This is a genomic window from Agathobacter sp. LCP21S3_B2 (assembly GCF_052118705.1).
Classification (GTDB): domain Bacteria; phylum Bacillota; class Clostridia; order Lachnospirales; family Lachnospiraceae; genus Roseburia.
Genome location: NZ_JBQKGQ010000001.1, coordinates 71,905 through 96,093, shown reverse-complemented (window position 1 = coordinate 96,093; position 24,189 = coordinate 71,905). Strand labels below are relative to the sequence as shown.

Genomic DNA, 24,189 nt, shown 5'->3' with positions numbered 1-24,189 from the left:
TTTCCTCTCAAATTAAATCTGTTATACTTTAGCTGACTATTCCCTGATCTGACCACTGCCGTAAATAATATACTTATAGCTTGTCAGTGCTTCAAGCCCCATAGGTCCCCTTGCGTGAAGCTTCTGTGTACTGATTCCTATCTCAGCTCCAAAGCCGAATTCATTTCCATCAGAAAATCTGGTTGAGGCATTTACATAAACGCATGCGGCATCTATCTCATTTAAGAACTTCTGTGCGTTGTCATAATCATTTGTGACGATTGCCTCTGAATGTGATGTGTTGTATCTGTTGATATGCTCTATTGCCTCATCAATACTGTCAACAATCTTTACCGACATGATGTAATCAAGATACTCCATACCCCAATCATCGGAAGCTGCCTCAGTCACATCGTCTCTTCCGGCAAGAATTGCCTGTGCTCTTTCATCACAACGCAACTGTACATGATGCTCTCTTAGCTTATCGTACAGCTTTGGCAGAAACTCCTCTGCTATGGCACTGTGTACTACAATTGACTCACATGCATTGCAGACACTGATTCTTTGTGTCTTTGCATTGTTAATAATATTAACAGCCATATCAAAGTCTGCATCCTTGTCCACATATACATGGCAGTTGCCTGTACCGGTCTGGATGACAGGGATTGTGGCATTTTTGACCACATTTTGGATAAGTCCTGCACCGCCTCTTGGTATGAGCACATCCACATACTGATCCATCTTCATAAATGCATTTGTTGTCTCTCTGTCTGTTGACTCAATAAGTGCAAGTGCAGCATCAGAAACCAAATTGTCCGTTAAAGCCTTTTTTAGTGCCTTAACTATTGCGATATTGGTATTTATCGCATCACTTCCACCCTTCAATATGACACAGTTGCCTGTCTTAAAGCACAGACCAAAGGCATCTGATGTGACATTTGGGCGAGCCTCAAAAATGATTCCCACAACACCGATTGCAACTCTTCTTTTTCCGATAATAAGGCCATTGGGACGCTTTGCCATAGACATTACTTCCCCTATAGGGTCTGCAAGCTTTGCTATCTGTCTGAGTCCGTCAGCCATGCCAAGGAGCCTGTCATGGTCAAGCGAGAGCCTGTCAATCATGCTCTTTGCCTTCATATTTTCCTCTGCTGTGGCCACATCCCTTTTGTTTGCCTCAAGAATTTCTTTTTCTGCCTTAAGCAGATTGTCCGCTGCATCGTTTAATACCTTATTCTTGATATCCGTATCCAGTGTTCCTATCTTTACTCTGGCCTCGTATGCATCCGCACAAATTTTTTCTAAATCAGTCATCAATAAACACCTCTCTCTTATCTGTTATCACCCCATCTAAGGGTACGTCATATTCATCTTCAAACGTCATGCTGCTAAGTAACTGGAAATCGTAGCCCACTCCAACTGCCATGACAGTATCTCTTTTTGTGAAAGACGATAAATATCTGTCATAAAAGCCCTTTCCGTAACCGATTCTGTAACCGGTATCCGAAAATGCAATCCCCGGCACTATCATAAGCGCCCTGCCATCCGCCTGCGTATACTCCTTCGTCATATCAGGCTCTTTAATATTAAATGAACCACAATTAAGCTCATCAAGGCTTCTTACCCTGTAAAATGACATTTTATCGCCCGAAACCCTCGGATAATATATCCTTTTTGCTTTGTTTATTAAATAGGTAAAATACTCATCAGTATTCACTTCATTTCTGATAGCTGAATACAAAAGTATGTTGTCATATTCCCTGTCGAGCTCTAAAGCTATGAGCCTTTTATAAATTTCATGGCTCATACTGTGGCACTCATCAGCACCCAGAAGGCTCCTTTGCTTTTTTAGCATGCTACGAATTTCTTTTTTTGTTTCCATATTTCTCGCCGAGGTTCTCAACCGAACCGTCATCGTTTACCATATCGATATTGTTGAGCTGGTTTCTTAAATTCTTCTTCACGTTTGCTATATACTCCTTGCGCAAAAGATCCTGCTCCTTTTTCTCTGCCTCAGAAAGTCCCTCTGCCTGTGACTTTCTGTAGAGCTCATTGATTCGCTGTATTTTTTCCTGTGTCATAGCACTCTCCTGATTTCAAATTTATAGCTGATTACTGGCCGCCTGTAGATGTAGGTGCCATCTCTCTTTGTATATAATCCGCAAGCACAAACTCTGCATCCTTTGCCCTGTGGAAAAGTGTTCCTGTATATCTGTCATTCATAATGTCATATAAAATCCCCATATTTCCGCCGTTTGCGATAATCATATCGGCACCGGAATATGTGGCAATCTTTGCCGCTGTAAGCTTTGTCGCCATGCCGCCAGTTCCGACATCGCTGCCGGTTGATGACTTTGCCATGCCAAGTATTTTCCTGTCAAGCGTATCAACCTCTCTGATAAGCTTTGCATCCGGATTGTCATGAGGATCGTCGGAATACAGTCCGTCTATATCAGAAAGCAGTATGAGCAGATCAGCCTTCGTGATTGATGTAACAATAGCAGACAGCGTATCATTGTCACCAAACTGCATCTCGTATGTACTTACCGTATCATTTTCATTGACAATAGGCACCACGTTGAGAGCAAAAAGCTCCTCAAATGTATTCATAACATTGCGTCTGGAAACAGGATTGACTATGGTATTTTTTGTCATGAGCACCTGTCCGGAATTCTGATTATACTCAGAAAAAAGCTTCTGATATGTCATCATAAGCCTGCCCTGTCCCACTGCGGCGCATGCCTGCTTTATTGAAATGTCGCTCGGGCGCTCCTTTATGCCTATCACATCACGCCCAACCGCGATAGCGCCGGAGCTTACGAGGCACACATCCATACCGCTGTTTCTGTAATCACATATCGAGCGCACCAGACGCTCCATCTTTGAAAAATTGAGGCTTCCCGTCTCTGCATGTGTCAGCGTCGATGAACCTATCTTTATTACCACTCTTTTATAATTGTCTAAAAAACTCATTTCTATCATCTTTCCTATTGTAAGTCTAAATGCATACATAATTACATTACGCATATATTTACTACTTTACCATATATTCATGCAAAATACAAAATCATTTTTACTACTGTCTCATTTTTTTATTCTGTGTTATTATATTTCTGTTGCTTTCGGCTTAAAATTACATAAAGTCCGGACGCAAAGTTATATTTATGCTTTTACTATTTAAGCTTAACTATAAATAATTTACAACCAGGAAATTAATAAAGGATGCACTATGAAAAATAAACTAAAACACCTTGTCCCTGTCCTTTTGGCGCTTGCCACAATAACAGGAAGTCTGTCTGCATGTGAATTAAAGCCTGAGGCTCAGCAAAAGGTTTCCAAACAGGGCTTCTACTTTGACACGATAATACAGATTACGCTTTATGGCACTACCGACGAGAAATACATAGACGACTGCTTTGATATGGCAAAGAAATATGAGGATATGCTGTCAAACACAGTTAGTTACTCAGAGGTGAGCAAAATAAATGACGCTGCCGACAAAGAATATGTCACAGTAAGCAATGATACGCTTGAGCTCATCAAAAAAGGCATCGAATACGGTGACACAAGTGACGGCAGGTTTGATATCACTATAGGAAAGCTGTCTGATTTGTGGAATTTTTCCGAAATAGCTGAAAATACCGACTCTAAAGATAATGAGGTGGATGCATCAGTCGTTCCGTCTGATGCGCAGATACAAAGCGAGCTGTCACATGTAAATTATCGCAATATACAGATTAACGGAAACGCTGTGATGCTAACCGATTCAAAAGCAAAGCTTGACCTTGGCGGAATCGCAAAGGGCTTTATCGCCGATAAGATGAAGGCTTATTTACAGTCCAAAAAAATCACCTCAGGCATCATAAACCTGGGTGGCAACGTCCTCACAATCGGGGAAAAATCAGACGGAAGTGATTATACTGTTGGCATCCAGAAGCCTTTTGACGAGAGCGGTGAGCCCATATGCACTGTCAAAATCAAGGACAAATCCGTCGTCACCTCCGGCATCTACGAGCGGTACTACAGAGTAGACGGTAAGCTATACCACCATATACTTGACACAACAACCGGCTATCCCGTCAAAAACAATCTGTACTCTGTCACCATCATAAGCGACTCCTCCTGCGACGGAGATGCCTTAAGCACCACATGCTTTGCTCTTGGCATTGATAAAGCAAAGGAGCTTATCAATTCCCTTTCCGGTGTTGAGGCAATATTTGTGACAGATGATTATAGTATTATCACGACATCAGATGAGTATAACGTAAGCAAAGAATAGCTGCAAGCTTATAAAAAAGCTGCCACATATCATAATGATATGTGACAGCTTTTATTCATTACAAAATAATCTTCTTTGGACACTTCTCTGCGCAGATTCCGCAGCCTGTACATTTTTCCTGATCAATATAAGCTACATTGTCTACTACATGGACAGCATCTGACGGACAGTTTTTCTCACACAGGTGACAGCCGATACATCCAACCGAGCATGCCTTCATGACATCCTTGCCCTTGTCCTTTGAGCTGCACTTTACAACGTGCTTTGTGTCATATGGAATAAGCTCGATGAGGTGCTTTGGACAAGCCTCTACGCACTTGCCGCAGGCCTTGCATGTAAGCGGATTAACGCATGCAACCCCGTCAACCACATGGATTGAATCAAAAGGACATGCCTTCACACAGCTTCCATAGCCGAGACAGCCATAATTACATGACTTAGGTCCGCCGCCCGGAACAAATGACATGGCAACACAATCCTCTACTCCTGTGTAGTCATAGTCTGTATTTGCTTTATCACAGGTGCCGGCGCACTTAACAAATGCAACCTTCTTTACTCCGGCCTCAACCTTTACACCCATAATCTCGCTGACCTTTGCCGCAACAGGGTCTCCACCAACAGGACACTGTCCTACCGGTGCCTCTCCCTTTGCGATGGCGGCAGCAAGTCCGGAGCATCCGGCATATCCACAGCCACCACAGTTGTTGCCAGGAAGCACCTCAAGTATTGCTTCCTCTCTCGGGTCAACCTCTACTTTGAATTTTTCTCCTGAAATACCGAGGAAAAATCCAAGAATTATACCGACAGCTCCAACAACTAAAGCTGCAATAATAATCGCAGTAACATTCATATCACTTTTCCTCCAATCCTATACAGAAACCATTCCTGAGAATCCCATAAAGGCGATAGCCATAAGACATGCTGTAAGAAGCACGATGGCTGTTCCCTGGAAAGGCTTTGGAATATCATTATACTCAATCTTCTCACGTACACCAGCCATAAGCACAATAGCGATAAAGAAACCAAAGGCTGTGGCAAAGCCGTAAACAACACTCTCTAAGATATTGTAGCCCTTTGTTACACTGTTAAGTGCTACACCGAGTACGGCACAGTTTGTTGTGATAAGAGGCAGATACACACCGAGTGCCTTGTAAAGAGGAGGCATCTGTTTCTTTAAGAACATCTCTACAAACTGAACAAGTGCTGCAATTACAAGAATGAACACGATAGTCTGTAAATATGACAAATTAAGCGGATACAGTATAAAATTGTAAATAAGCTGTGTAACAAATGTGGCGATTGTGATAACGAAAATTACCGCACCACCCATTCCTGCAGCAGTTTTTGTGTTCTTTGATACGCCGAGGAAAGGACAGATACCAAGGAACTGGCTAAGTACTACATTGTTAACTATTGCGTATGCTACTGCAATGAGCAGTAAATGACCTAATGTACCCATTATTTATCCCCTCCTTCTGTAGTGTTAGATGCAACAGCGGCCTGTGCTGCTTTTGCTGATGGACATGATGCTCCACAATGTGCACAATCTCCTGAAAGGCAGCCTGCCGGCTCAGCAAGAGGTGTACCCTTTGCTTCCATCTTTTTACGGATGATATTCATGCCTGCAACGAGGAAGCCAAGTACGAGGAAGGCTCCCGGTGCCATGATAAAGATTGTGATTGGTGTAAACCAGTCACCGAAAATCTTGATATTGAAGAATGTTCCTGCACCTAAGATTTCACGGATAAGTCCGATTATTGTAAGACCCATGGTAAATCCAAGTCCCATTCCCATTCCATCAAAGATAGACTCTACAGGCGGATTCTTTGAAGCATAGCTCTCGGCACGTCCAAGGATGATACAGTTAACCACGATAAGTGGGATGTATACACCAAGTGCTGCTGAAAGGCCAGGCAGATAAGCCTGCATTAAAAACTGTACTACTGTAACAAGAGATGCAACTATGACGATATACGCCGGCATACGCACTCCGTTAGGAATCACTTTTCTGAAAAGTGAAATCAAAAGGTTTGAACATATAAGTACCACCGTGGTGGAAAGTCCCATTCCAAGTCCGTTTACCGCACTGGATGTAACAGCCAGTGTAGGACACATACCAAGCATAAGTACAAAGGTAGGATTTTCCTTAATGATACCATTATATAAACGCTCTACATATTTGTTCATTAGTTGGCACCTCCCTGTAATTTATTCTGGAAGTAAGTAATAGCTGCGTTGCAGCCGTTGGCCATAGCCTTTGATGTGATGGTTGAGCCCGTGATGGCCTCAATCTCATCATCCTTTGAAGGTGTGGTCTTTACAACGTCGAACTTGTCTACTTTCTTGTTCTCAAACTGCTTGTAGAAATCAGCCTCCTCGGCCTTCATTCCAAGTCCCGGAGTCTCACTGATGCTTGTGATTGAGTAACCGTTTACAGTACCATCATTCTTGATACCTACAGAGAATGTGATACTTCCCTGGCTACCATCCTTGGCTGTAACTGTGATGACATAGCCCAATGTCTCTTTGTTTGAATCAAGGGCAGTCTCAATATCATCGATTGTATCCTTGTAGCCCGCATCAGATACAAGCTTATCAGCTTCATCAGCATCATATTCATATTTCTCAAATGATTTTGCATCCGAAAATACTGCCTGATATGCTTTCTGTGCTGCTGCTTTATTGGCCTTGTCGATAGGCTCTGCCGTGATTCCCTGAACCAGGGCAAGAATAAAACCAAGCACCAGAGTAAAGGCAGTTAAAATCAAAGCGTCATGTACAATACGTTTATTCATTCTTCTTTGCCTCCTTTACCATACCAAAGGCTCTTGGGATAGAAACCTTTTCAATAATAGGAACAAGGCAGTTGCTTAAGATGATAGCAAAGGAAACTCCCTCTGCATTGGCACCGAAGCAACGGAATACTCCTGTCAATATACCACAGCAGATACCGAATATTATCTTGCCCATCGGCGTAATCGGGCTTGTGACATAATCGGTTGCCATGAAAAATGCACCGAGCATCAGTCCTCCACCACAGAGCTCTGCAACAACATAGTTGATATCAAACTGCTGTGCTCCGAAAAGGAACATGAAAACAGCAAATGTAATAATGTAGGATGCAGGAATCTTTAAATCAATGACTCCAAGTAAAATCATGATGATAGCACCTATTAAAATAGCTATAACTGATGTCTCACCAATAGTTCCTGCAGTATTTCCTATAAGCATATCCCTTACATTGACACTTGAAAGCCCCTCATTTTTGATGAGCGCAAGTGGTGTTGCTCCTGAGTATACATCCACACCGTTTCTTGTGACATTGAAATTAGTCATATCAGCCGCAAATGCGATGAGAAGGAAGCATCTTCCACCAAGTGCCGGGTTCATAAAGTTCTGTCCGAGTCCTCCGAACATACACTTGACAATGATGATTGCAAATACTCCACCGAGTACAGCCTCCCACCATGGAAGTGAAACCGGAAGGTTTAGTGCTAAAAGCAGTCCTGTAACAACCGCACTAAGGTCGGTAATTGTGCTCTTTTTCTTAACTATGTAGTCAAACACCCATTCTGATGCCACACACGATGCGATGGTAAGCAGAATGATAAAAAGTGCTCTAAATCCAAAATTGTAAATACCAAAGAGACTTGCAGGAAGTAATGCTATAATGACATAAAGCATTATTCTGTCAGTGGAATCCTTGGCACGTACATGTGGTGATGATGAAACATGATATAAATCACTCACTTTAATCCACCTCTTTCTTTATTTTTTGCTGGTCTGTTTTCTCTTTTCAGCGAGAACAAGCTTCTTCATTGTCTTAATAGGCTGAGCCACCTGTCTCCTTGACGGACATACAAATGAACAGCTTCCACACTCAATACACTCAAGTCCGTGCCACTTCTCAAACTCATCCATCTGTCCATGTAAACCAAACTTCGCAAGACGGCTTGGAATGAGCTGCTCAGGACATGCCTCCACACAACGACCGCAGTTAATGCAGGCCTGTGGCTCAAATGTAGCCACCTCATCATGTGTGAAGCACAGTATTGATGAAGATGTCTTTGTAGTAGGGATATCAAGACTAAACATGGCAAAGCCCATCATAGGACCGCCTGATATAATCTTCTCCGGCTGGCTCTTAAAGCCACCTGCAGCATCAACCAGTTCCTGATATGAGGTACCGATGCTGTATAATATATTGGAAGGATTCTTCACAGCATCTCCTGTAACTGTTGAAATACGCTTCAAGACAGGCTGTCCATTCTTTACAGCATTGTATACAGCAATAATTGTCTCTACATTATCAACGATACAGCCTGCATCAGCAGGGAGCATCTTAGAATTTATGGCTCTGCCGGTTGTAGCATAGATGAGCTGTCTCTCACCACCCTGTGGGTACTTTGTCATAAGCGGACAGACCTCAATACGTGGCTCATCCTTTGTGAGCTCTGTTAGCTTTTCGATACAGTCAGGCTTATTATCCTCTATACCAAGGATACCCTTTGCATTGTCAAAAAGCTGAAGTATGATCTTCATGCCGCCAATTAATTCCTCCGGATTCTCAAGCATACGTCTGTAGTCAGATGTGAGGTAAGGCTCACACTCTGCGCAGTTTGCGATAATATACTCAATCTTGTCCGGCTCCTTTGGAGAAAGCTTTACATGTGTAGGGAAACCGGCACCGCCCATGCCGACAACTCCCGCATTCTTGACCTTCTCGATGATTTCTTCCTTTGAAAGCGCAGTGACATCCTCGACGCTCTTATATGTTGTCTCAGTAAACATGCCATCATTTTCGATAACAATACTGTCAACCATATCTCCGACCGCCACACGTCGCTTCTCAATAGCCTTAACTTTTCCTGACACTGATGAATAGATAGGTGATGAAACAAAACCACCGGCCTCTGCTATCATCTGTCCCTTCAACACAGTGTCACCTACGGCAACAACAGGCTTAGCCGGTGCGCCGATATGCTGCGAAACCGGATATACCATGTCGCCCTTGGGCAAAACTTCTTTAATTGGTGAATCCTTAGACAGCTCTTTGCCATCATATGGATGAACACCGCCAATAAACGTTTTATGACCCATTTTTGTGCCCCTCTTTCTTTTAGATTAATAACGTGGAAATGCTATTGCACATTACTATTCCTATTATACCACTTATGATTTTTAGTTAAATAGTATATTATGTACTTTTTTTAATACTTTATGTTATAATGTTTATACAAATGATATTCAAGGCAGGAATCGAAAAATGAAAATATTTCACAACGAAGAAATTTACATAAAAACCGATAATTTTTCAGACAGCATATTTAAAGAAAACACTATGTTCTTTGATATTGAGACAACAGGCTTTTCACCAGTGAAGGCAATTGTCTACATGATAGGCTGTGCAAGGCGCATCAAAAACCGCATTGTAATAGACCAGTATTTTGCCGAAGTGCCTGATGACGAAGCAGATATTATCGCAGCCTTCGCCAGCGAACTCAAAAGCTGTGATACTCTAATTTCCTTTAACGGAGTCGGCTTTGACATACCTTTTTTGCGCAGTAAATATAAAAAATATAAACAAAACGATCCTTTTTCATCTGTGAAACTTATCGATATTTTCAAAGAATTAACACCATTAAAGCCTCTTTTAAACCTGGAAAACTACAAGCAGAAAAGTATCGAGCATTTTTTAGGCATCGAACGTGAGGACAAATATTCAGGCGGTGAGCTTATCAACATCTATTATGAATATCTCGCCGAAAAAGACGACAGTCTGCTTAAGCTTCTACAAATACATAATTACGAGGATGTACTTGGCATAACAAAGCTGCTTGCAATTCTTTCCTACAAGCAGGTCTTAAAAAACATCCCTGACATAGCCGATATTGCTGTAAAGCCTTATACTGCATATGATGGAAGAAAAATGAATGAGCTTATTATAAGCTTTATAAATAAATACCCTGTGCCAAAAGCAGTCTCCATACATGACAACGATAATTATCTGATGCTCGGGACAAAAAGCAGCTCTATACGTATTAAAATTTTTGAAGGAGAGCTGCGCCATTTTTACAATGATTATAAAAATTACTACTATCTTCCTCACGAAGACATGGCAATCCATAAAAGTGTAGCCACATATGTTGACAATGCCTATCGTGAAAAATGTAAAGCGGCAAACTGCTATGTACGCAAGCATGGCCGTTTTATCATGCAATATACTACCTTTATGCAGCCGGAATTCAGACATGAAATAAAAGATAAATACAGCTTCTTTCTTCTCACAGATGATTTTATAAATTCAAAACAGATGGTCATATCATATGTGAAACACATAATAGACCACCTGTTCAAATTCTAATACTCAGGGTTTCTGGAAATAAAAACTGCTGAGTCTCTCAAAGCCAAGCTCCCGGTATGTTGTTATCTGTTCAGTGCTTCCGATAAACAATATACCCTGTGGCTTGAGTGAATTATAGAAGTTTTTGTATATCATATCCTTTGCCTCATCAGTAAAATAAATTACCACATTTCTGCACAGAATCAAATCGTAATCCTTTGGATAAACATCCTTCAGCAGATTGTGTTCTTTAAATGTGACGCATCTCTTAATCTCATCTGCAATCTTATAGGAATCCCCCACCTGTGTAAAATACTTTCGTTTGAGGTCAGACGGTACATTTTCCACTGACTTAGCACTATATAAGCCTGTCTTTGCGCTCGAAATAACCTGGTCGTCAATATCTGTAGCAAGAATACGAATGTTTGAAAGCGGTACATGCTTTGAAAATGCCATTGCTAACGAATACGGCTCATCTCCGGTCGAACATGCCGCACTCCATATCTTTATCTGACCTTTATTACGCTTTAATATTTCAGGTATTACCTTCTGGTCCATAAATCTCCACTGGTCAGGATTCCTGTAAAACTCTGATACATTTATTGTAATAAAATTGACAAACTGCTTAAATTTCACCTTATCGGTAGAAATTAATTTCACATAAGCCTCATAAGAATCAGCACCATTCTTATGAGCCAGCGTGTCTATCCTTCTTCGCATCTGCTTTTCTTTATAATAGTTAAGATCTATCTGTGTAAGCTTATATACCTCTTTTTTAAACCACTCATAATTATCAAACATCCTTGCAAACCTCCTGTTTAATTTTTATTCCATAAGAAATCCTGAAACCATAAATCATAGCTGCCTCATTTATGCCTATAAAAATAAGCTGCCATATAACTAAATATATGACAGCTTTAAAATCAAAAACTACTCGTTATCAGAAGCAACCTCGTCGATATTTACATCTGCAACATCTGCTCCATCATCCTCTGAATCAAGGAGAGCCTTCATGCTTAAGCTGATTTTCTTATCGTCCTCATTGAACTCAACAACCTTAGCCTCAACCTCCTGACCAATCTTGAGAACATCTGATGGCTTCTCAACATGATCCTTTGAAATCTGTGAAACATGAAGAAGTGCGTCAACACCAGGAGCAAGCTCGATGAATGCACCAAAATCTGTCATTCTGGCTACTTTACCCTTTACGATATTGCCAGGAGCAAATTTCTCTGTTGCACCATTCCATGGATTCTCGTCATCAAACTTCATTGAAAGAGCAATCTTAGAACCATTGATGTTCTTAACAAATACTCTTACAGTCTGTCCGACTGTGAATACCTTCTTAGGGTTCTCTACTCTGCCCCAAGACATCTCTGAGATATGAAGTAATCCGTCTACTCCGCCAAGATCGATGAATGCACCGAAATCTGTAACGTTCTTAACTGTTCCTTCGATTACATCGCCAACATGAAGATTTGAAAGAAGTTCTTCCTGCTGTTTAGCCTTCTGCTCAACGAGTAATACCTTTCTGTTTCCGATAATACGTCTCTTTCTTGGATCGAACTCTGTGATGATAAACTCAATCTCCTGATCCTTGAACTTGTTGAGATCCTTCTCATAAGTATCTGATACAAGGCTTGCAGGGATGAATACTCTTGTCTCATCAACACTGACACATACACCACCGGCTAATACCTGTGTAACTTTTGCCTTTAATACTTCCTGGTTCTCAAAAGCCTCCTCAAGACGCTTGCTACCCTTCTCTGCCTGAAGGCGCTTGTAAGAAAGGATAACCTGACCATCGCCATCGTTAAGCTTAACTACCTTGGCTTCCATCTTGTCGCCAACCTTTACAACAGTAGTAAGATCTACGTTAGGCTCATTTGTGTACTCGTTTCTAGTAATAATTCCGTCTGATTTGTATCCAATATTTAAGAAAATCTCGTCAGGCTTAACATCAATAACGGTACCTTCTACCACTTCTCCATTTCTTATAGTTTTAAAAGATTCTTCCAGCATTTGTTCAAAGCTCATTTCTGACATTCTTTGAAACCTCCTCAATGATATTATTTGGGGTTGAAGCCCCTGCTGTAATACCTACGTTATTGTTGGACCTGATTTGTGTATAATCCATTTCGTCACTTGTCTGTATATAGTAAGTATTTTTGCATTCGTTTTTACATATTTCAAATAGCTTCTGTGTATTGGAGCTGTGCCTGTCGCCTATGACAATCATGACATCTGAGCACTGTGCTACCTTTCTTGCTTCGGTCTGTCTGACCTCTGTAGCATTACAGATTGTATTTAAAACAGTTATATCATAACCTTTTTTTGCAATAATTTCAACTATATCTTGAAATTTATTGTAGTTAAATGTCGTTTGTGACACTATGCATAGTTTTTTTGTACTATTTTTCGTGTATTTTTCGGCATCCTCAGGCGAATTTATTATGGTTACATTGCATTTTTCGTCTGCCCAACCCTTTATTCCACACACCTCAGGGTGCTTTGGACTGCCGACAATTATAATATCATAGCCCTTTGAGCTGTAATCCTCCACATATCTGTGAATTTTTGATACAAAAGGACAGGTTGCGTTAAGCACCTCAAAGCCACAATCCTTTATCTTGTCATACTCTTCCTTGCTTATACCATGCGAACGGATAATCATCACACCCTTTTCATGAGAAGAAAGCTCATCGAGATCGTTTATGACGGTTACGCCATTTTTTTCCATATCCTTTACGACCTCATCATTGTGAATAATCGGGCCATAGGTGTATATAGGCACATTTTCCTTTTCAATTGCCTCATAGACCATATTTACTGCTCTCGTCACTCCAAAACAAAAGCCGGCGCTCTTTGCGATAGTAAGCTCTCCCATACGCTATGCCTCTTTCACAAGCTGTTTCATTCTATCTACCACCTCATCGATTGTCATATCAGACGAATCAAGCAGCACAGCATCATCCGCCTGCTTCAAAGGTGATGTCTCTCTTGTCATATCCCTGTGGTCTCTCTCTATAATATCCTTCTCGATTGCATCAATATCGCATTTCTCACCCTTTGCGGTAAGCTCATCGAAGCGTCTCTTTGCACGTACTTTAGAGCTTGCTGTTAAGAATATCTTGACATTGGCATCAGGAAGCACAACAGTTCCTATATCTCTTCCGTCCATCACCACATTCTCTCTGGCCGCGAGCTGTCTTTGAAGCTCAACAAGCTTTTCTCTTACTACAGGATAGACACTGGTAGCTGATGCCATATTGCCGACAGTCTCCTGTCTTATAAAGCCTGTGATATTCTCACCATTTAAGATAACCTGCTGTTCACCGTTTTCATAGCTGATTGAAACCTCAACATCCTTACATAGCTTCGTGATGGTGTCAATATCATCCTTGTCCACACCCTTTTGGATAAAATAGTATGCCATGGCACGGTACATGGCACCTGTATCGACATAAATTGCGCCAAGTTCCTTTGCAAGTCTCTTTGCTATAGTGCTTTTTCCGGCTCCTGCCGGTCCGTCAATTGCTATATTGTATCTCATAATTTCTCCTTAAAATATTTTTGTTCATCATTTTAATTAAAATCCCAGCTGCTCAATTCACTATGCGCATAAATAACTGTTATTATAAGTGTCTCAAAATAGTTTTCCAAATCATCAAACCGCTGCACTTGTTCCTGCCAGATATCCTGTGGACCATGCTATCTGCAGATTGAAACCTCCCGTATATGCATCCAGATCCAGCACCTCGCCAGCAAAGTAAAGGCCATTCACAAGTTTCGACTCCATAGTGGATGGATTGATTTCCTTCACCTTTATGCCGCCCTTTGTGATAATAGCTTCATTATATCCTCTTAGGCCATTAAGAGTAACAGGCAGCTTCTTAAAAAGCATAAGAAGTCTGTTTCTTTCCTCTTTTGATATCTCATTGACCTTCTTATCAGGGTCGATACCTGAAAGCTCTATTATCACCGGAATCATTTTTGCAGGCAAAAGCTTGTTTATCGAATTCTTAAACTGCTTGTTTTTTGCCTCCTCAAACTCCCTGAGAATCCTCTTGTCCAAAGCCTCCTGTGTGAGAGCCGGCTTCAAATCAATATACATGTCAAGAGGCTGCTTAATAAGGCTTTGCTTAATTGATGCACTCGCAGACAAAATCATAGGGCCGCTGACCCCGAAATGCGTAAAAAGCATCTCTCCAAAATCCTCATACAGCTTCTTTTTGCCACTATATATGGAAATAGCCGTATTTTTAAGCGAAAGTCCCTGAAGACTCTTTACCCACTCTTCCTTTACATTAAAAGGAACGAGTGAAGGTGTGCACTCTGTCACAGTATGACCTGCGCTTTCTGCCATTTTGTAGCCGTCACCTGTAGAGCCTGTAGACGGATATGAAAGTCCTCCTGTGGCCACAATAACTGCATCAGCAGCCATTGTGGTGCCATCCTTTAATATGACACCTGTTATTTTTAATTCAGTTTTTTTATCAGAAGCTTCTTCATCTGCCTTTGTATCAGTGATTTTCTCATAGCACAGCTTCGATACCTCCGTATGAAGCAATACCTCCACTTTCTTTTCCTTCAAAGCTCTCTGTAAAGCAAAAATCACATCCGACGACTTATCAGATACCGGAAATACACGATTGCCACGCTCCACCTTTACGGGCATGCCATGCTTCTCAAAAAAAGCTATCACCTGACTGTTGTCAAAGCCATAAAATGCGCTGTACAAAAACTTGCTGTTGCTCTTTACATTTAAAAAAAGCTCCTCGACATCGCACGCATTGGTCAGGTTGCATCTGCCTTTTCCGGTTATATATATTTTCTTTCCAAGCTTTTCATTTTTTTCAAGAAGCGTAACCTTATTTCCTGCGTCTGCAGCAAAATATGCCGCAAGCATTCCGGCAGCTCCGCCTCCTACCACAATAATATTCTTACTCATCCTGTGAATCCCCCAGCTTTGCGTAATGTACCTTTATAGAATCATCAATGTAATCAATCTCATCATTCTCATACACCTGATACTCATTCCATATATCCTCAAGCTCTGTCAGTGTCTTTGCGACAATATTCTGCTTTTTCATGCAAAGAGCCACAATCAGGGCATTGATGACAGAAAGCGGTGCCACAAGCGAATCAACTATAGAAGCCATATCACTGTCGGCAATCAGATTGCATGATGAATACAGATTCATCGGTGAATGAACACTGTCAGTAACCGTAATTACCTTAGCACTCCTGTTGTTGGCAAATTCCAGTGCCTTAAGTGTACGCATAGAGTAACGTGGAAAGCTGATACCTATAATTACATCCTCCCTGCCAATACGCACCATCTGCTCAAAAAGCTCACTTGAGCTGTTTGTCGTAAGCAGACATACATCATCAAACATCAGATTCATATAAAATGCAAGAAAGCTTGCAAGAGGTGCACAGCTTCTGATTCCGACAATATAAATTTTCCTTGACTGTAAAATAGTATCTACCGCCAGGTCAAATACATCCGCATCAATTTTTTCCAAAGTGGTCTTAATCTTGTCACAATCAGACTGCAGCACAGTCTCAAGAATCTGTGACTGGCTGATACGCCCATATGTGACCTCCATTCGCTGAACCGAATTGAGCTTGTTCCTTACAAGCTCCTCAAGTGCCTTCTGAAAATCGGGATATCCCTTATATCCGAGCGATGTAGCGAACCTGACAACCGTAGACTCAGAAATTCCTACTGTCTCGCCCATCTTGGCAGCTGTCAGAAAGACAGCCTTATCATAATTATCAGTTATGTATGTAGCAAGCAGCTTGTGCCCCTTGCTCATCGTACTGTATTTAGCATTTATCCTGTTAAGTAAGTCGTTAGTATTTGACATCTTATACTCCTGAGCTTTCCCGTTTATGGCTGTGCTTCACACATTTGTGTAACCTGCAGCGATTTTTTCATACTTTAAAATATTATCACTTTTTCTCACTATATGAAAGAGCGAATTTATATTTTTTATTTTTGCCATAAAATAGACTCGTAAGTCCCGGGCGCCGGACAGACACGCACACTTTCCCGTGCGCTACGCTACGTCTCTAAGATACTGTACGAAATTATGCTTGTAGTTGTTCTACGCTTGACGAAACCGGCTTTTATGCGCCATCCGTGGCGCATAACACCTTGTCCTGCCGTCCATGGCAGGACATTTCTGTGTTTCATGGGCATAATTTCTACAGTATCTAAGAGGCTGCGCTATTCGCGCACATGAAAGTGTGCGTGCCTGTCCGGTGCCCGGAACTTACGAGTCACCCTATCCACACAATACAAAAAACAGGCCCGGCAAAGCCGGACCTGTTTAAAATTCAAAAGCATGAATTATATTTTTAAATACTATACAGGATAAGCCTTATTCTCAGTATCAGCGGCCTTTGCATCAACACCTGTCTGCTGTGCCTGTCTGTACTTGAAGAAATCAGTAGCAACCTGTGGGAAAAGAGCATAAGAAAGAACATCCTCATCCTGCTGTTTCCACTGCTTCATCTCAGCCTCAATCTTGTCAAGCTCTGGCTCAAGAAGATCTGCCGGACGACATGTGATGGCATTCTTCTTATCATCACCAAGAACCTTATCAACAACCTCCGGGTTGAAAGGCTTAACTGTCTGACCATACTTACCAAGAAGGATATCCTTAGTCTCCTTAGTAGCAACCTTGTATCTCTCGCCCATGAGTACGTTAAATACAGCCTGTGTACCAACGATCTGTGAAGAAGGAGTTACAAGTGGTGGCTCACCGAGGTCTTTACGCACACGAGGTACCTCTGCGAGAACCTCCTCGTACTTGTCCTCTTTGCCCTGCTCCTTGAGCTGTGAGATAAGGTTTGAAAGCATTCCTCCAGGCACCTGATAACGGAGAGTATTGATATTTACTCCGAGTACCTTTGGGTTCATGAGACCTGAAGCTAAAGCTTCCTCTCTTATTGGTCTGAAGTAATCAGCAATCTCACTTAAGAGATTAAGATCAAGACCTGTATCAAACTCTGTGCCCTTGAATGCCTCAACCATAACCTCTGTTGCAGGCTGGCTTGTTCCAAGAGCGAATGGAGACATAGCTGTGTCAATGATATCAACTCCGGCCTCAACAGCCTTCATGTATGTCATTGAAGCAACACCTGATGTGTAGTGTGTATGAAGCTCGACAGGAAGGCTTGTAGAATCCTTTAAAGCCTGAACAAGCTCTGTAGCCTTTGCAGGAACTAAAAGACCGGCCATATCCTTGATACAAAGTGAGTCAGCACCCATGTCCTCAACTCTCTTTGCCATATCCATCCAGTAATCAAGTGTGTAAGCATCTCCAAGTGTGTATGAAAGAGCTACCTGGGCATGTCCCTTTTCCTTGTTACATGCTGTAACTGCTGTCTGTAAGTTTCTGATATCATTTAAGCAGTCGAAAATACGGATGATATCGATTCCGTTTGCGATTGACTTCTGTACGAAATACTCAACAACATCATCTGCATATGGACGATATCCTAAGATATTCTGTCCACGGAAAAGCATCTGGAGCTTTGTATTTTTGAAGCCGTCTCTTAATTTTCTGAGACGATCCCATGGATCTTCCTTTAAGAATCTAAGGCAGGCATCAAATGTTGCACCACCCCAGCACTCTACTGCGTTGTATCCAACCTTGTCCATTTTGTCAACGATTGGAAGCATCTGCTCTGTTGTCATTCTGGTTGCAATCAGTGACTGATGTGCATCACGAAGAACAGTTTCTGTTATTTTTAATGGTTTCTTTACCACTTCTGACATGATTAATCCTCCTTAATTAAATCTAAATACCGAATATAGCCATGAAGCATCCGGCCGCTACGGCAGTTCCAATAACACCGGCTACGTTAGGTCCCATAGCATGCATAAGAAGGAAGTTTGTTGGATCCTCTTCTGCACCGACCTTCTGAGATACACGGGCAGCCATAGGAACAGCGGATACACCGGCTGAACCGATAAGTGGATTGATCTTGCCTTTTGTAAAGAAGCATAAAAGCTTTCCAAAAAGTACTCCGGCAGTAGTTCCCACCATGAATGCAATAAGACCAAGGATAACGATCTTGATTGTGCTCATATTAAGGAATGACTCTGCGCTTGTAGAAGCACCTACTGATGTACCAAGTAAGATAACTACAATGTACATAAGGGCGTTGCTTGCTGTCTCCTGAAGCTGACGTACTACACCAGACTCACGGAAAAGGTTTCCAAGCATGAGCATACCAACGAGTGGTGCTGTAGTTGGAAGCAGTGTACAAACAACGATAGTAACTACTACAGGGAAGAGAATTCTCTCAAGCTTGCTTACAGGACGAAGGTTCTGCATCTTGATTGCACGCTCTTTCTTTGTAGTAAATAATTTCATAATTGGCGGCTGGATGATAGGTACTAATGCCATGTACGAGTATGCTGCCACGGCGATAGGTCCCATCAGACCTGTCTGACCTAATTTTCCGGCAAGGAAAATAGATGTAGGTCCGTCAGCTCCACCGATGATAGATACGGCTGCTGCTGCCTTGTCATTGAATCCGAGAAGGATTGCAAGGAAATAAGCTCCGAAAATACCAAACTGTGCTGCAGCTCCGAGTAAGAAGCTGATAGGGTTTGCGATAAGCGGACCAAAGTCTGTCATAGCTCCGACACCGAGGAAAATCAGTGAAGGAAGAATTGACCACTCATCAAGTGTATAGAAATAATAAAGTAAACCACCTACTCCATTGCTTGAGTGCTCTGGACTTACAATAATATCAGGATAGATATTAACAAGGAGCATACCAAAAGCAATAGGTACTAAAAGTAAAGGCTCAAATCCTTTTTTAATAGCCAAAAACAGGAATACACATGCTACGGCAATCATAACATAGTTTCCGACTGACAGATTAAAAAAGGCAGTCTGATGTAGGAGGTTTGAAAGCGTTTCACCTACGTAACTCAAATTAGTTTACCTCCTGGAATTAGTTTAATGTTGCAAGTAATGCACCTGACTCTACTGAATCACCAACAGCAACATCAATGCTTGCTACTGTTCCATCCTGTGGTGCAACAACAGGTGTCTCCATCTTCATGATCTCAAGAATAAGAAGTGTATCACCCTTCTTTACTGCATCGCCAACCTTAGCCTCGAGCTTAAATACCTTTCCGGCAGCTCCGGCCTCAACCTTGATGCTTCCTGCTCCTGCAGGTGCAACAGCCTTTGGTGCAGCGGCAGCAGGTGCTGCAGCTCTTCTAGGTGTGCTGGCTGTGCTAGGTGTGCTTCCTGTCTCTTCTACTGTAACATCGTAAACATTTCCGTTAACGGTAATTGTATAGTTTTTCATCTCAAATGTCCTCCTAAATTATCTTCTATTGATTGAACGGACTACAAAACCCTCTGTTGTAGTACCCTCGCTTGCTGCTATAGCTGCTGAAATAACAGCTACAAGCTCTGTATCATCTGTAAGGTCTGTAGCAGGTGCTGCTGCAACAACAGCCTCTTTCTTTTCAGGCTCGCTCTTAGCTTCTGCCTTCTTTGGCTTATTGCCGATAAGAGCAATAAACTTGAAGCAGTAAATGATAAGAGAGATAAGAATAAGTACACAGAATACAATACTCATTGAAATTGCTGTGTTCTGTCCTGCCTTAGCAAGCTTCTGTCCCATTGTCTGAACAGGAGTAAGTGAGATACCTGTTACCTCCATGGTAACCGAATCATATACTAATTCGTATGTTACATCCTGCTTGCCAAATGTAAGTGTCATGTCGGTAGTGAGTGTACCACCTGACTTAGTTACTGTAAAATCCTTGCCATTAGTTGCATCCTTTACGTCTCCGTATTCGTCAACCAGATCAAGCCATGATGAAACGGCATCAAGCTCAACGTCGATATTTTTCATTGAAACGCTTGCTCCCGACTGTCCGAGTGTGCTGTAAACAACCTCACCCTCTGTCATGCCTGTCTTCTCCTCAAATTCCTTGACACTCTTCTCATAGCTGTCATAACCGCCACAACTATCTACGAGTGCAATGTAGCTCTGAATATTGCTAAGGCTGTCTGTTGCCTCAGTATGAAGCTCGTCTGTTGTGTATCCACCGTATGTCTTTTCGGCATTGTCAGAGCCACATGCTCCAAGCATACATACAATCATAAGAAGGCTAAGGATATATGTTATTTTTTTCTTCATAACAAAATGCGCCTTTCTATTATTTAGTTCCGTGTTTCTTCTCTGGTGCATCTACATATTTGGTGTAAAGCATCTCAAAAGCACCTACAAGATATTTTCTTGTGTCAGCCGGATCAATGATGAGGTCTACATATCCTCTGGCTGCTGCTGATGAAACAGAAGACTGAAGCTTCTCGTAATCAGCTGCCTTCTCATCGATTTCCTTTGCATCAGCGCCCGGATACATAATCTCAGCTGCAATCTTTGAATCCATCATACCAATCTTTGCATCAGGGTATGCATAAACCATATCAGCTCCGATTGACTTAGAGTTCATTGCAACATATGCGCTTCCGTAAGCCTCGCCTGTAATCAGGTTAACCTTTGGACATGTTGCACTTGAGAATGCGTATGTCATTCTGGCAAGAGCCTTTGCAAGCTTCTTCTCAGAGCACATGCAGTTCTTGAATCCTTTTACATTTGTAAGTGTAAGTACAGGAATTGAGAAAGCATCACAGAATGATACAAACTCAGCTGCCTTGTTACAGCCCTTTGCAGTAAGAGAGAGTGCAAACTCCTCTGCCTTCTTGCCCTCAGCATCATATACTGTGCTGCAGTTTGCAACTGCACCGACCGTCATGCCGTTTAATTTAACAAAGCCTGTCACCATATTCTTGGCAAAGTCTTTCTTTGTCTCAAAGAATACATGATCATCAGAAAGCTCTGATAAGAGGAATCTTGGATCAGCCTTCATATCAGCCATGCTGTTACATGCTCTGTTGAGATCATCCTCACATGAGTCTGTGTATACATCTCCCTCGTTGTTGAGCGGAAGCATGCTGACAAGAGCTCTGATATCAGCGATAATATCATCCTCTGAACCGATTCCGTCTACGCATCCATTGTTCTCACTCTGGAATGAAGCTGCTGCTGTATCGCATTTCTCAACGCGGTTACCCTCTATTGCATCAGGAGTATTAACAAACATTCTGCCCTTAGACTCTTCGATATAAGCGAAATCACAAAGAGCCGGTACTACAGATAGTCCGCCACCGCAGTTACCGAATACACCACAAATCTGTGGAATAACGCCACTTGCTGCAACTTCCTTGGCGTAGATAAGACCAAATCCGTCTAAAGCATCAACTGACTCCTGAAGTCTGATACCACCGCAATCGATAAATCCGATAACAGGTGCGCCCATTTTCATGGCCATATCATATACAGAAGCAATTTTCTTTGCATGCATCTCGCCGATTGTTCCGTTAAGAACTGTTGCATCCTGGCTGTAGATAAATACAAGATTTCCATCAATCAGACCGTGTCCGATAATAACACCATCTGAAGGAGCTTTTGCTGCAGTAAGGTTGAAATCTGTACTGCGAGCTGTCACAAGAGAACCAATTTCCATGAAACTGTTCTCGTCGACTAACTTAGCAATACGCTGCATTGCCAAGCTTTGATTGTTACTACTCATTTTATATCCTCCATCTATAAAAAAATAAAATTTTTCGCTAGTATGATAATAGACTATTTCCCAATTTTTTTCAACTAATTTGTTAAATTTTTAACCTTAATTTTTGTTTAGAAAAAATTTCCTATATTAATTGTAAAATTCTTGAGAAAATTCTTGTAAATTTTCTTATTCTTCTTGTTGTTTTCTATATATTTTAAGTTAATTTTGTTTCCATTCTCTTTTTTTGCCACCTGCTTATCAGTTGTCTGTCTATCACCGGTCTGTTGTATTGTTGCAGAAACAGAAGTTTCATTACTATCAGAATCTGTTTCTGACCTTGAAGCTGCATACGCCACCAATGCTTTTGCATCAGCCCACTTATAGTTTTTATTGTTTGGCCACCCGCAGCCCAAAAGAGAAAGACACATTTTCCTTCCATCCTTTTCGACTGCTGCCACATAGCAGTATCCTGCCTTTGTTGTAAAGCCGGTCTTTCCCGATATGCAGTAGTCTGTTTCCGTAAGTAGCCTGTTGTGATTGCTAAAAACCATCTGACCTTCCTCTGTCTCAAATGTGTACTGCATAGTCTGTGTTATCTCAAGAAACTGTGCTGATTTTGGTGATTTCCACGCACAATAAGACATTATAACACACAAATCTCCCGCCGTGGAGTGGTGAAAGCTCACATCATTCTCAGCATCCAGCCCATTTGGTGTGATAAAATACGTGCCAAGACACCCTATCTCATTCGCTTTTTCATTCATAAGCTTCGCAAAGCCCTCCGTAGAGCCGCCCACATGCTCTGCAATCGCATAGGCACAGTCGTTGAACGACTCTAGCATCATGCCATAAAGTAAATCCTTCATCCTGTAGCTTTTCCCCGGCACCAATCCAAGCTTAACCTCCGGCTGTAATGCGGCATTTTGTGAAACTGTGACCATATCATTTATATCGGCTTTCTCAAGAGCCACAATGCACGTAAGAAGCTTTGTGGTGCTTGCATTTGCCATGCTATCTCTCATGTTTTTACCATATATAAACGTCTCGTCATCAGCATCATATAATGCTGCCGAAACAGCATGAAGCCCGGGCTCATTTACGACTTTGTCAGTATTCTTAGCAACAGTATTTTCGGCCGCCATTTCACTGCCCATTTCCGCTGCCATAAACACACTTTTCTTTTCCAAGCCTGGCACTTTTTGCTTTTCTGTTATCTCAAAATCAGGCAAACCGCCGAGCGTACAAATTAACACGCAAATGAACACTGTTAAAGCTTTTTTCGACATATATTTTTTCCAAAAAATAATCATATAATTACCTCCATCGGTAATATATATGATTATTAGCATGTCCTTATTATATGAAATGGCAGGTTACGCAATGCACAAGCACTACACATCAAGCTTCACATGCATCTCCTCCTCTGCCTCCTGCTTAAACTCCTCCACCTGCACAGGACTTAGCACCGGCAGCTCGTCAATAGACTGAACGCCAAAGCTTCTTAGAAATTCCTCTGTGGTACCAAACAAAAGCGGCCTTCCCGGAGCATCAAGTCTTCCAAGCTCCTGCACCAGATTGTACTCGACGAGCTTGCTTACGGCATGCTCGCTTGACACGCCTCTGATTTTTTCTATTTCAGCCTTTGTGACAGGCTGCTTATACGCTATGATTGAAAGAGTCTCCAAAAGCACATCCGTGAGCACCCTCTTCTTAGGCTGCTTCGCAATGCGGATGAGATACTCATACATCTGTGGCTTTGTACACATCTGATAGGCTCCATCGAGCTCTATGATATTCATACCTATATTTGCAGAGTCTGCATACTCCTTCTTAAGCTCCTCAATCAGCTTTTTTGTTTCATTTTCACTTAATTGTATTGCATCGGCTATCCTTCCAAGCTCCACGGACTCTCCCATGGTAAATAAAATAGCCTCTATTGCAGCTTTATAATTCATATATCCTCAA

The 24,189-nt window shown here is 41.8% G+C and carries 26 protein-coding genes; 3 read left to right on the top strand and 23 right to left on the bottom strand.

Annotated features, from left to right (window positions below):
- Positions 1-36: 36 nt before the first annotated feature.
- The 4 genes from ACTQ1L_RS00465 to proB are packed head-to-tail and all read right to left on the bottom strand — an operon-like array spanning position 37 to position 3,006.
- Positions 37-1,293: a glutamate-5-semialdehyde dehydrogenase gene (locus ACTQ1L_RS00465; RefSeq protein ID WP_321111681.1), complete on the bottom strand. Its 1,257-nt coding sequence runs from the start codon at positions 1,291-1,293 to the stop codon at positions 37-39.
- Positions 1,286-1,834 carry a 5-formyltetrahydrofolate cyclo-ligase gene (locus ACTQ1L_RS00460; RefSeq protein WP_441365058.1) on the bottom strand — a complete coding sequence of 183 codons (549 nt, stop codon included), beginning with the start codon at positions 1,832-1,834 and terminating at the stop codon, positions 1,286-1,288. Before ACTQ1L_RS00460 ends, ACTQ1L_RS00465 begins: the two co-directional genes overlap by 8 nt.
- 1 nt (position 1,835) lies before the next feature.
- Positions 1,836-2,060 (bottom strand): DUF896 domain-containing protein, encoded by a 225-nt coding sequence (locus ACTQ1L_RS00455; RefSeq protein WP_012742491.1) that lies wholly within the window; start codon positions 2,058-2,060, stop codon positions 1,836-1,838.
- A 31-nt stretch (positions 2,061-2,091) separates the two neighbouring features.
- Positions 2,092-3,006: a glutamate 5-kinase gene (gene proB / locus ACTQ1L_RS00450; RefSeq protein WP_015569253.1), complete on the bottom strand. Its 915-nt coding sequence runs from the start codon at positions 3,004-3,006 to the stop codon at positions 2,092-2,094.
- On the opposite strand from proB, the gene ACTQ1L_RS00445 reads away from it, so the two are divergent.
- Both ACTQ1L_RS00445 and ACTQ1L_RS00440 read left to right on the top strand, forming a co-directional pair.
- Positions 2,986-3,120, top strand: a complete 135-nt coding sequence (locus ACTQ1L_RS00445) for a Ycf66 family protein (protein ID WP_441365181.1) — start codon at positions 2,986-2,988, stop codon at positions 3,118-3,120. The two genes, proB and ACTQ1L_RS00445, sit on opposite strands and share 21 nt — an antisense overlap.
- An 88-nt stretch (positions 3,121-3,208) precedes the next feature.
- Positions 3,209-4,258, top strand: coding sequence for an FAD:protein FMN transferase (locus ACTQ1L_RS00440; protein WP_441365057.1), 1,050 nt, complete (start codon positions 3,209-3,211; stop codon positions 4,256-4,258).
- A gap of 58 nt (positions 4,259-4,316) precedes the next feature.
- On the opposite strand, the gene ACTQ1L_RS00435 is transcribed toward ACTQ1L_RS00440, so the two are convergent.
- Genes ACTQ1L_RS00435 through rsxC form a run of 6 tightly spaced genes read right to left on the bottom strand, consistent with a single transcriptional unit; the run spans position 4,317 to position 9,358 of the window.
- On the bottom strand, positions 4,317-5,108 hold the full coding sequence (locus tag ACTQ1L_RS00435) for an RnfABCDGE type electron transport complex subunit B (RefSeq protein ID WP_012742488.1): 792 nt from the start codon (positions 5,106-5,108) through the stop codon (positions 4,317-4,319).
- Positions 5,109-5,126: 18 nt separating this feature from the next.
- Positions 5,127-5,717, bottom strand: a complete 591-nt coding sequence (rsxA, locus tag ACTQ1L_RS00430) for an electron transport complex subunit RsxA (protein ID WP_012742487.1) — start codon at positions 5,715-5,717, stop codon at positions 5,127-5,129.
- On the bottom strand, positions 5,717-6,445 hold the full coding sequence (rsxE, locus tag ACTQ1L_RS00425; RefSeq protein ID WP_441365056.1) for an electron transport complex subunit RsxE: 729 nt from the start codon (positions 6,443-6,445) through the stop codon (positions 5,717-5,719). The genes rsxA and rsxE overlap by 1 nt, the downstream gene beginning before the upstream one ends.
- A complete protein-coding gene (locus tag ACTQ1L_RS00420; RefSeq protein WP_441365055.1) occupies positions 6,445-7,053 on the bottom strand; it encodes an RnfABCDGE type electron transport complex subunit G in 609 nt (202 codons plus the stop codon). The genes rsxE and ACTQ1L_RS00420 overlap by 1 nt, the downstream gene beginning before the upstream one ends.
- Positions 7,046-8,008 carry an RnfABCDGE type electron transport complex subunit D gene (locus ACTQ1L_RS00415; RefSeq protein ID WP_041254024.1) on the bottom strand — a complete coding sequence of 321 codons (963 nt, stop codon included), beginning with the start codon at positions 8,006-8,008 and terminating at the stop codon, positions 7,046-7,048. The genes ACTQ1L_RS00420 and ACTQ1L_RS00415 overlap by 8 nt, the downstream gene beginning before the upstream one ends.
- Before the next feature lie 18 nt (positions 8,009-8,026).
- Positions 8,027-9,358 carry an electron transport complex subunit RsxC gene (gene rsxC, locus ACTQ1L_RS00410; protein WP_441365054.1) on the bottom strand — a complete coding sequence of 444 codons (1,332 nt, stop codon included), beginning with the start codon at positions 9,356-9,358 and terminating at the stop codon, positions 8,027-8,029.
- A 166-nt stretch (positions 9,359-9,524) separates the two neighbouring features.
- Between rsxC and ACTQ1L_RS00405 the strand changes: the two genes are divergently transcribed.
- Entirely contained in the window at positions 9,525-10,622 is a 1,098-nt protein-coding gene (locus ACTQ1L_RS00405; protein ID WP_321111674.1) for a ribonuclease H-like domain-containing protein, read from the top strand.
- Positions 10,623-10,625: 3 nt separating this feature from the next.
- On the opposite strand, the gene ACTQ1L_RS00400 is transcribed toward ACTQ1L_RS00405, so the two are convergent.
- The 13 genes from ACTQ1L_RS00400 to scpB form a co-directional block, all read right to left on the bottom strand.
- The gene (locus ACTQ1L_RS00400; RefSeq protein ID WP_441365053.1) at positions 10,626-11,402 is read right to left on the bottom strand and encodes a CheR family methyltransferase; all 777 of its coding nucleotides are present in this window, start codon (positions 11,400-11,402) and stop codon (positions 10,626-10,628) included.
- A 129-nt stretch (positions 11,403-11,531) separates the two neighbouring features.
- Positions 11,532-12,647 carry a 30S ribosomal protein S1 gene (gene rpsA, locus ACTQ1L_RS00395; RefSeq protein WP_441365052.1) on the bottom strand — a complete coding sequence of 372 codons (1,116 nt, stop codon included), beginning with the start codon at positions 12,645-12,647 and terminating at the stop codon, positions 11,532-11,534.
- On the bottom strand, positions 12,628-13,488 hold the full coding sequence (ispH, locus tag ACTQ1L_RS00390; protein WP_441365051.1) for a 4-hydroxy-3-methylbut-2-enyl diphosphate reductase: 861 nt from the start codon (positions 13,486-13,488) through the stop codon (positions 12,628-12,630). The genes rpsA and ispH overlap by 20 nt, the downstream gene beginning before the upstream one ends.
- Before the next feature lie 3 nt (positions 13,489-13,491).
- Positions 13,492-14,154, bottom strand: a complete 663-nt coding sequence (cmk, locus tag ACTQ1L_RS00385; RefSeq protein ID WP_055165420.1) for a (d)CMP kinase — start codon at positions 14,152-14,154, stop codon at positions 13,492-13,494.
- Between the two features lie 114 nt (positions 14,155-14,268).
- Positions 14,269-15,552: an NAD(P)/FAD-dependent oxidoreductase gene (locus ACTQ1L_RS00380; protein ID WP_441365050.1), complete on the bottom strand. Its 1,284-nt coding sequence runs from the start codon at positions 15,550-15,552 to the stop codon at positions 14,269-14,271.
- Positions 15,545-16,474 carry a MurR/RpiR family transcriptional regulator gene (locus ACTQ1L_RS00375; RefSeq protein ID WP_321111667.1) on the bottom strand — a complete coding sequence of 310 codons (930 nt, stop codon included), beginning with the start codon at positions 16,472-16,474 and terminating at the stop codon, positions 15,545-15,547. The genes ACTQ1L_RS00380 and ACTQ1L_RS00375 overlap by 8 nt, the downstream gene beginning before the upstream one ends.
- Before the next feature lie 500 nt (positions 16,475-16,974).
- Positions 16,975-18,393 carry an oxaloacetate decarboxylase subunit alpha gene (locus tag ACTQ1L_RS00370; protein WP_321111666.1) on the bottom strand — a complete coding sequence of 473 codons (1,419 nt, stop codon included), beginning with the start codon at positions 18,391-18,393 and terminating at the stop codon, positions 16,975-16,977.
- Between the two features lie 22 nt (positions 18,394-18,415).
- Positions 18,416-19,564, bottom strand: coding sequence for a sodium ion-translocating decarboxylase subunit beta (locus tag ACTQ1L_RS00365; RefSeq protein ID WP_441365049.1), 1,149 nt, complete (start codon positions 19,562-19,564; stop codon positions 18,416-18,418).
- 19 nt (positions 19,565-19,583) lie between these two features.
- Positions 19,584-19,946: a biotin/lipoyl-containing protein gene (locus tag ACTQ1L_RS00360; RefSeq protein ID WP_441365048.1), complete on the bottom strand. Its 363-nt coding sequence runs from the start codon at positions 19,944-19,946 to the stop codon at positions 19,584-19,586.
- A gap of 18 nt (positions 19,947-19,964) precedes the next feature.
- On the bottom strand, positions 19,965-20,789 hold the full coding sequence (locus ACTQ1L_RS00355; RefSeq protein ID WP_321111664.1) for an OadG family protein: 825 nt from the start codon (positions 20,787-20,789) through the stop codon (positions 19,965-19,967).
- A 19-nt stretch (positions 20,790-20,808) separates the two neighbouring features.
- Positions 20,809-22,245 carry an acyl-CoA carboxylase subunit beta gene (locus ACTQ1L_RS00350; protein ID WP_441365047.1) on the bottom strand — a complete coding sequence of 479 codons (1,437 nt, stop codon included), beginning with the start codon at positions 22,243-22,245 and terminating at the stop codon, positions 20,809-20,811.
- A gap of 107 nt (positions 22,246-22,352) precedes the next feature.
- A complete protein-coding gene (locus tag ACTQ1L_RS00345; RefSeq protein ID WP_441365046.1) occupies positions 22,353-23,534 on the bottom strand; it encodes a D-alanyl-D-alanine carboxypeptidase family protein in 1,182 nt (393 codons plus the stop codon).
- An 81-nt stretch (positions 23,535-23,615) separates the two neighbouring features.
- Complete coding sequence (gene scpB, locus ACTQ1L_RS00340; protein WP_441365045.1) at positions 23,616-24,179, bottom strand: SMC-Scp complex subunit ScpB; 564 nt, start codon at positions 24,177-24,179, stop codon at positions 23,616-23,618.
- Positions 24,180-24,189 lie beyond the last annotated feature (10 nt).

Excerpts from the sequence above, each read along its gene's own strand:
- ACTQ1L_RS00465 (WP_321111681.1), bottom strand. The coding sequence starts at position 1,293 with ATGACTGATTTAGAAAAAATTTGTGCGGATGCATACGAGGCCAGAGTA.
- ACTQ1L_RS00460 (WP_441365058.1), bottom strand. The coding sequence starts at position 1,834 with ATGCTAAAAAAGCAAAGGAGCCTTCTGGGTGCTGATGAGTGCCACAGT.
- ACTQ1L_RS00455 (WP_012742491.1), bottom strand. The coding sequence starts at position 2,060 with ATGACACAGGAAAAAATACAGCGAATCAATGAGCTCTACAGAAAGTCA.
- proB (WP_015569253.1), bottom strand. The coding sequence starts at position 3,006 with ATGCGTAATGTAATTATGTATGCATTTAGACTTACAATAGGAAAGATG.
- ACTQ1L_RS00440 (WP_441365057.1), top strand. The coding sequence starts at position 3,209 with ATGAAAAATAAACTAAAACACCTTGTCCCTGTCCTTTTGGCGCTTGCC.
- ACTQ1L_RS00435 (WP_012742488.1), bottom strand. The coding sequence starts at position 5,108 with ATGAATGTTACTGCGATTATTATTGCAGCTTTAGTTGTTGGAGCTGTC.
- rsxA (WP_012742487.1), bottom strand. The coding sequence starts at position 5,717 with ATGGGTACATTAGGTCATTTACTGCTCATTGCAGTAGCATACGCAATA.
- rsxE (WP_441365056.1), bottom strand. The coding sequence starts at position 6,445 with ATGAACAAATATGTAGAGCGTTTATATAATGGTATCATTAAGGAAAAT.
- ACTQ1L_RS00420 (WP_441365055.1), bottom strand. The coding sequence starts at position 7,053 with ATGAATAAACGTATTGTACATGACGCTTTGATTTTAACTGCCTTTACT.
- rsxC (WP_441365054.1), bottom strand. The coding sequence starts at position 9,358 with ATGGGTCATAAAACGTTTATTGGCGGTGTTCATCCATATGATGGCAAA.
- ACTQ1L_RS00405 (WP_321111674.1), top strand. The coding sequence starts at position 9,525 with ATGAAAATATTTCACAACGAAGAAATTTACATAAAAACCGATAATTTT.
- ACTQ1L_RS00400 (WP_441365053.1), bottom strand. The coding sequence starts at position 11,402 with ATGTTTGATAATTATGAGTGGTTTAAAAAAGAGGTATATAAGCTTACA.
- rpsA (WP_441365052.1), bottom strand. The coding sequence starts at position 12,647 with ATGTCAGAAATGAGCTTTGAACAAATGCTGGAAGAATCTTTTAAAACT.
- ispH (WP_441365051.1), bottom strand. The coding sequence starts at position 13,488 with ATGGGAGAGCTTACTATCGCAAAGAGCGCCGGCTTTTGTTTTGGAGTG.
- cmk (WP_055165420.1), bottom strand. The coding sequence starts at position 14,154 with ATGAGATACAATATAGCAATTGACGGACCGGCAGGAGCCGGAAAAAGC.
- ACTQ1L_RS00380 (WP_441365050.1), bottom strand. The coding sequence starts at position 15,552 with ATGAGTAAGAATATTATTGTGGTAGGAGGCGGAGCTGCCGGAATGCTT.
- ACTQ1L_RS00375 (WP_321111667.1), bottom strand. The coding sequence starts at position 16,474 with ATGTCAAATACTAACGACTTACTTAACAGGATAAATGCTAAATACAGT.
- ACTQ1L_RS00370 (WP_321111666.1), bottom strand. The coding sequence starts at position 18,393 with ATGTCAGAAGTGGTAAAGAAACCATTAAAAATAACAGAAACTGTTCTT.
- ACTQ1L_RS00360 (WP_441365048.1), bottom strand. The coding sequence starts at position 19,946 with ATGAAAAACTATACAATTACCGTTAACGGAAATGTTTACGATGTTACA.
- ACTQ1L_RS00355 (WP_321111664.1), bottom strand. The coding sequence starts at position 20,789 with ATGAAGAAAAAAATAACATATATCCTTAGCCTTCTTATGATTGTATGT.
- ACTQ1L_RS00350 (WP_441365047.1), bottom strand. The coding sequence starts at position 22,245 with ATGAGTAGTAACAATCAAAGCTTGGCAATGCAGCGTATTGCTAAGTTA.
- ACTQ1L_RS00345 (WP_441365046.1), bottom strand. The coding sequence starts at position 23,534 with ATGATTATTTTTTGGAAAAAATATATGTCGAAAAAAGCTTTAACAGTG.
- scpB (WP_441365045.1), bottom strand. The coding sequence starts at position 24,179 with ATGAATTATAAAGCTGCAATAGAGGCTATTTTATTTACCATGGGAGAG.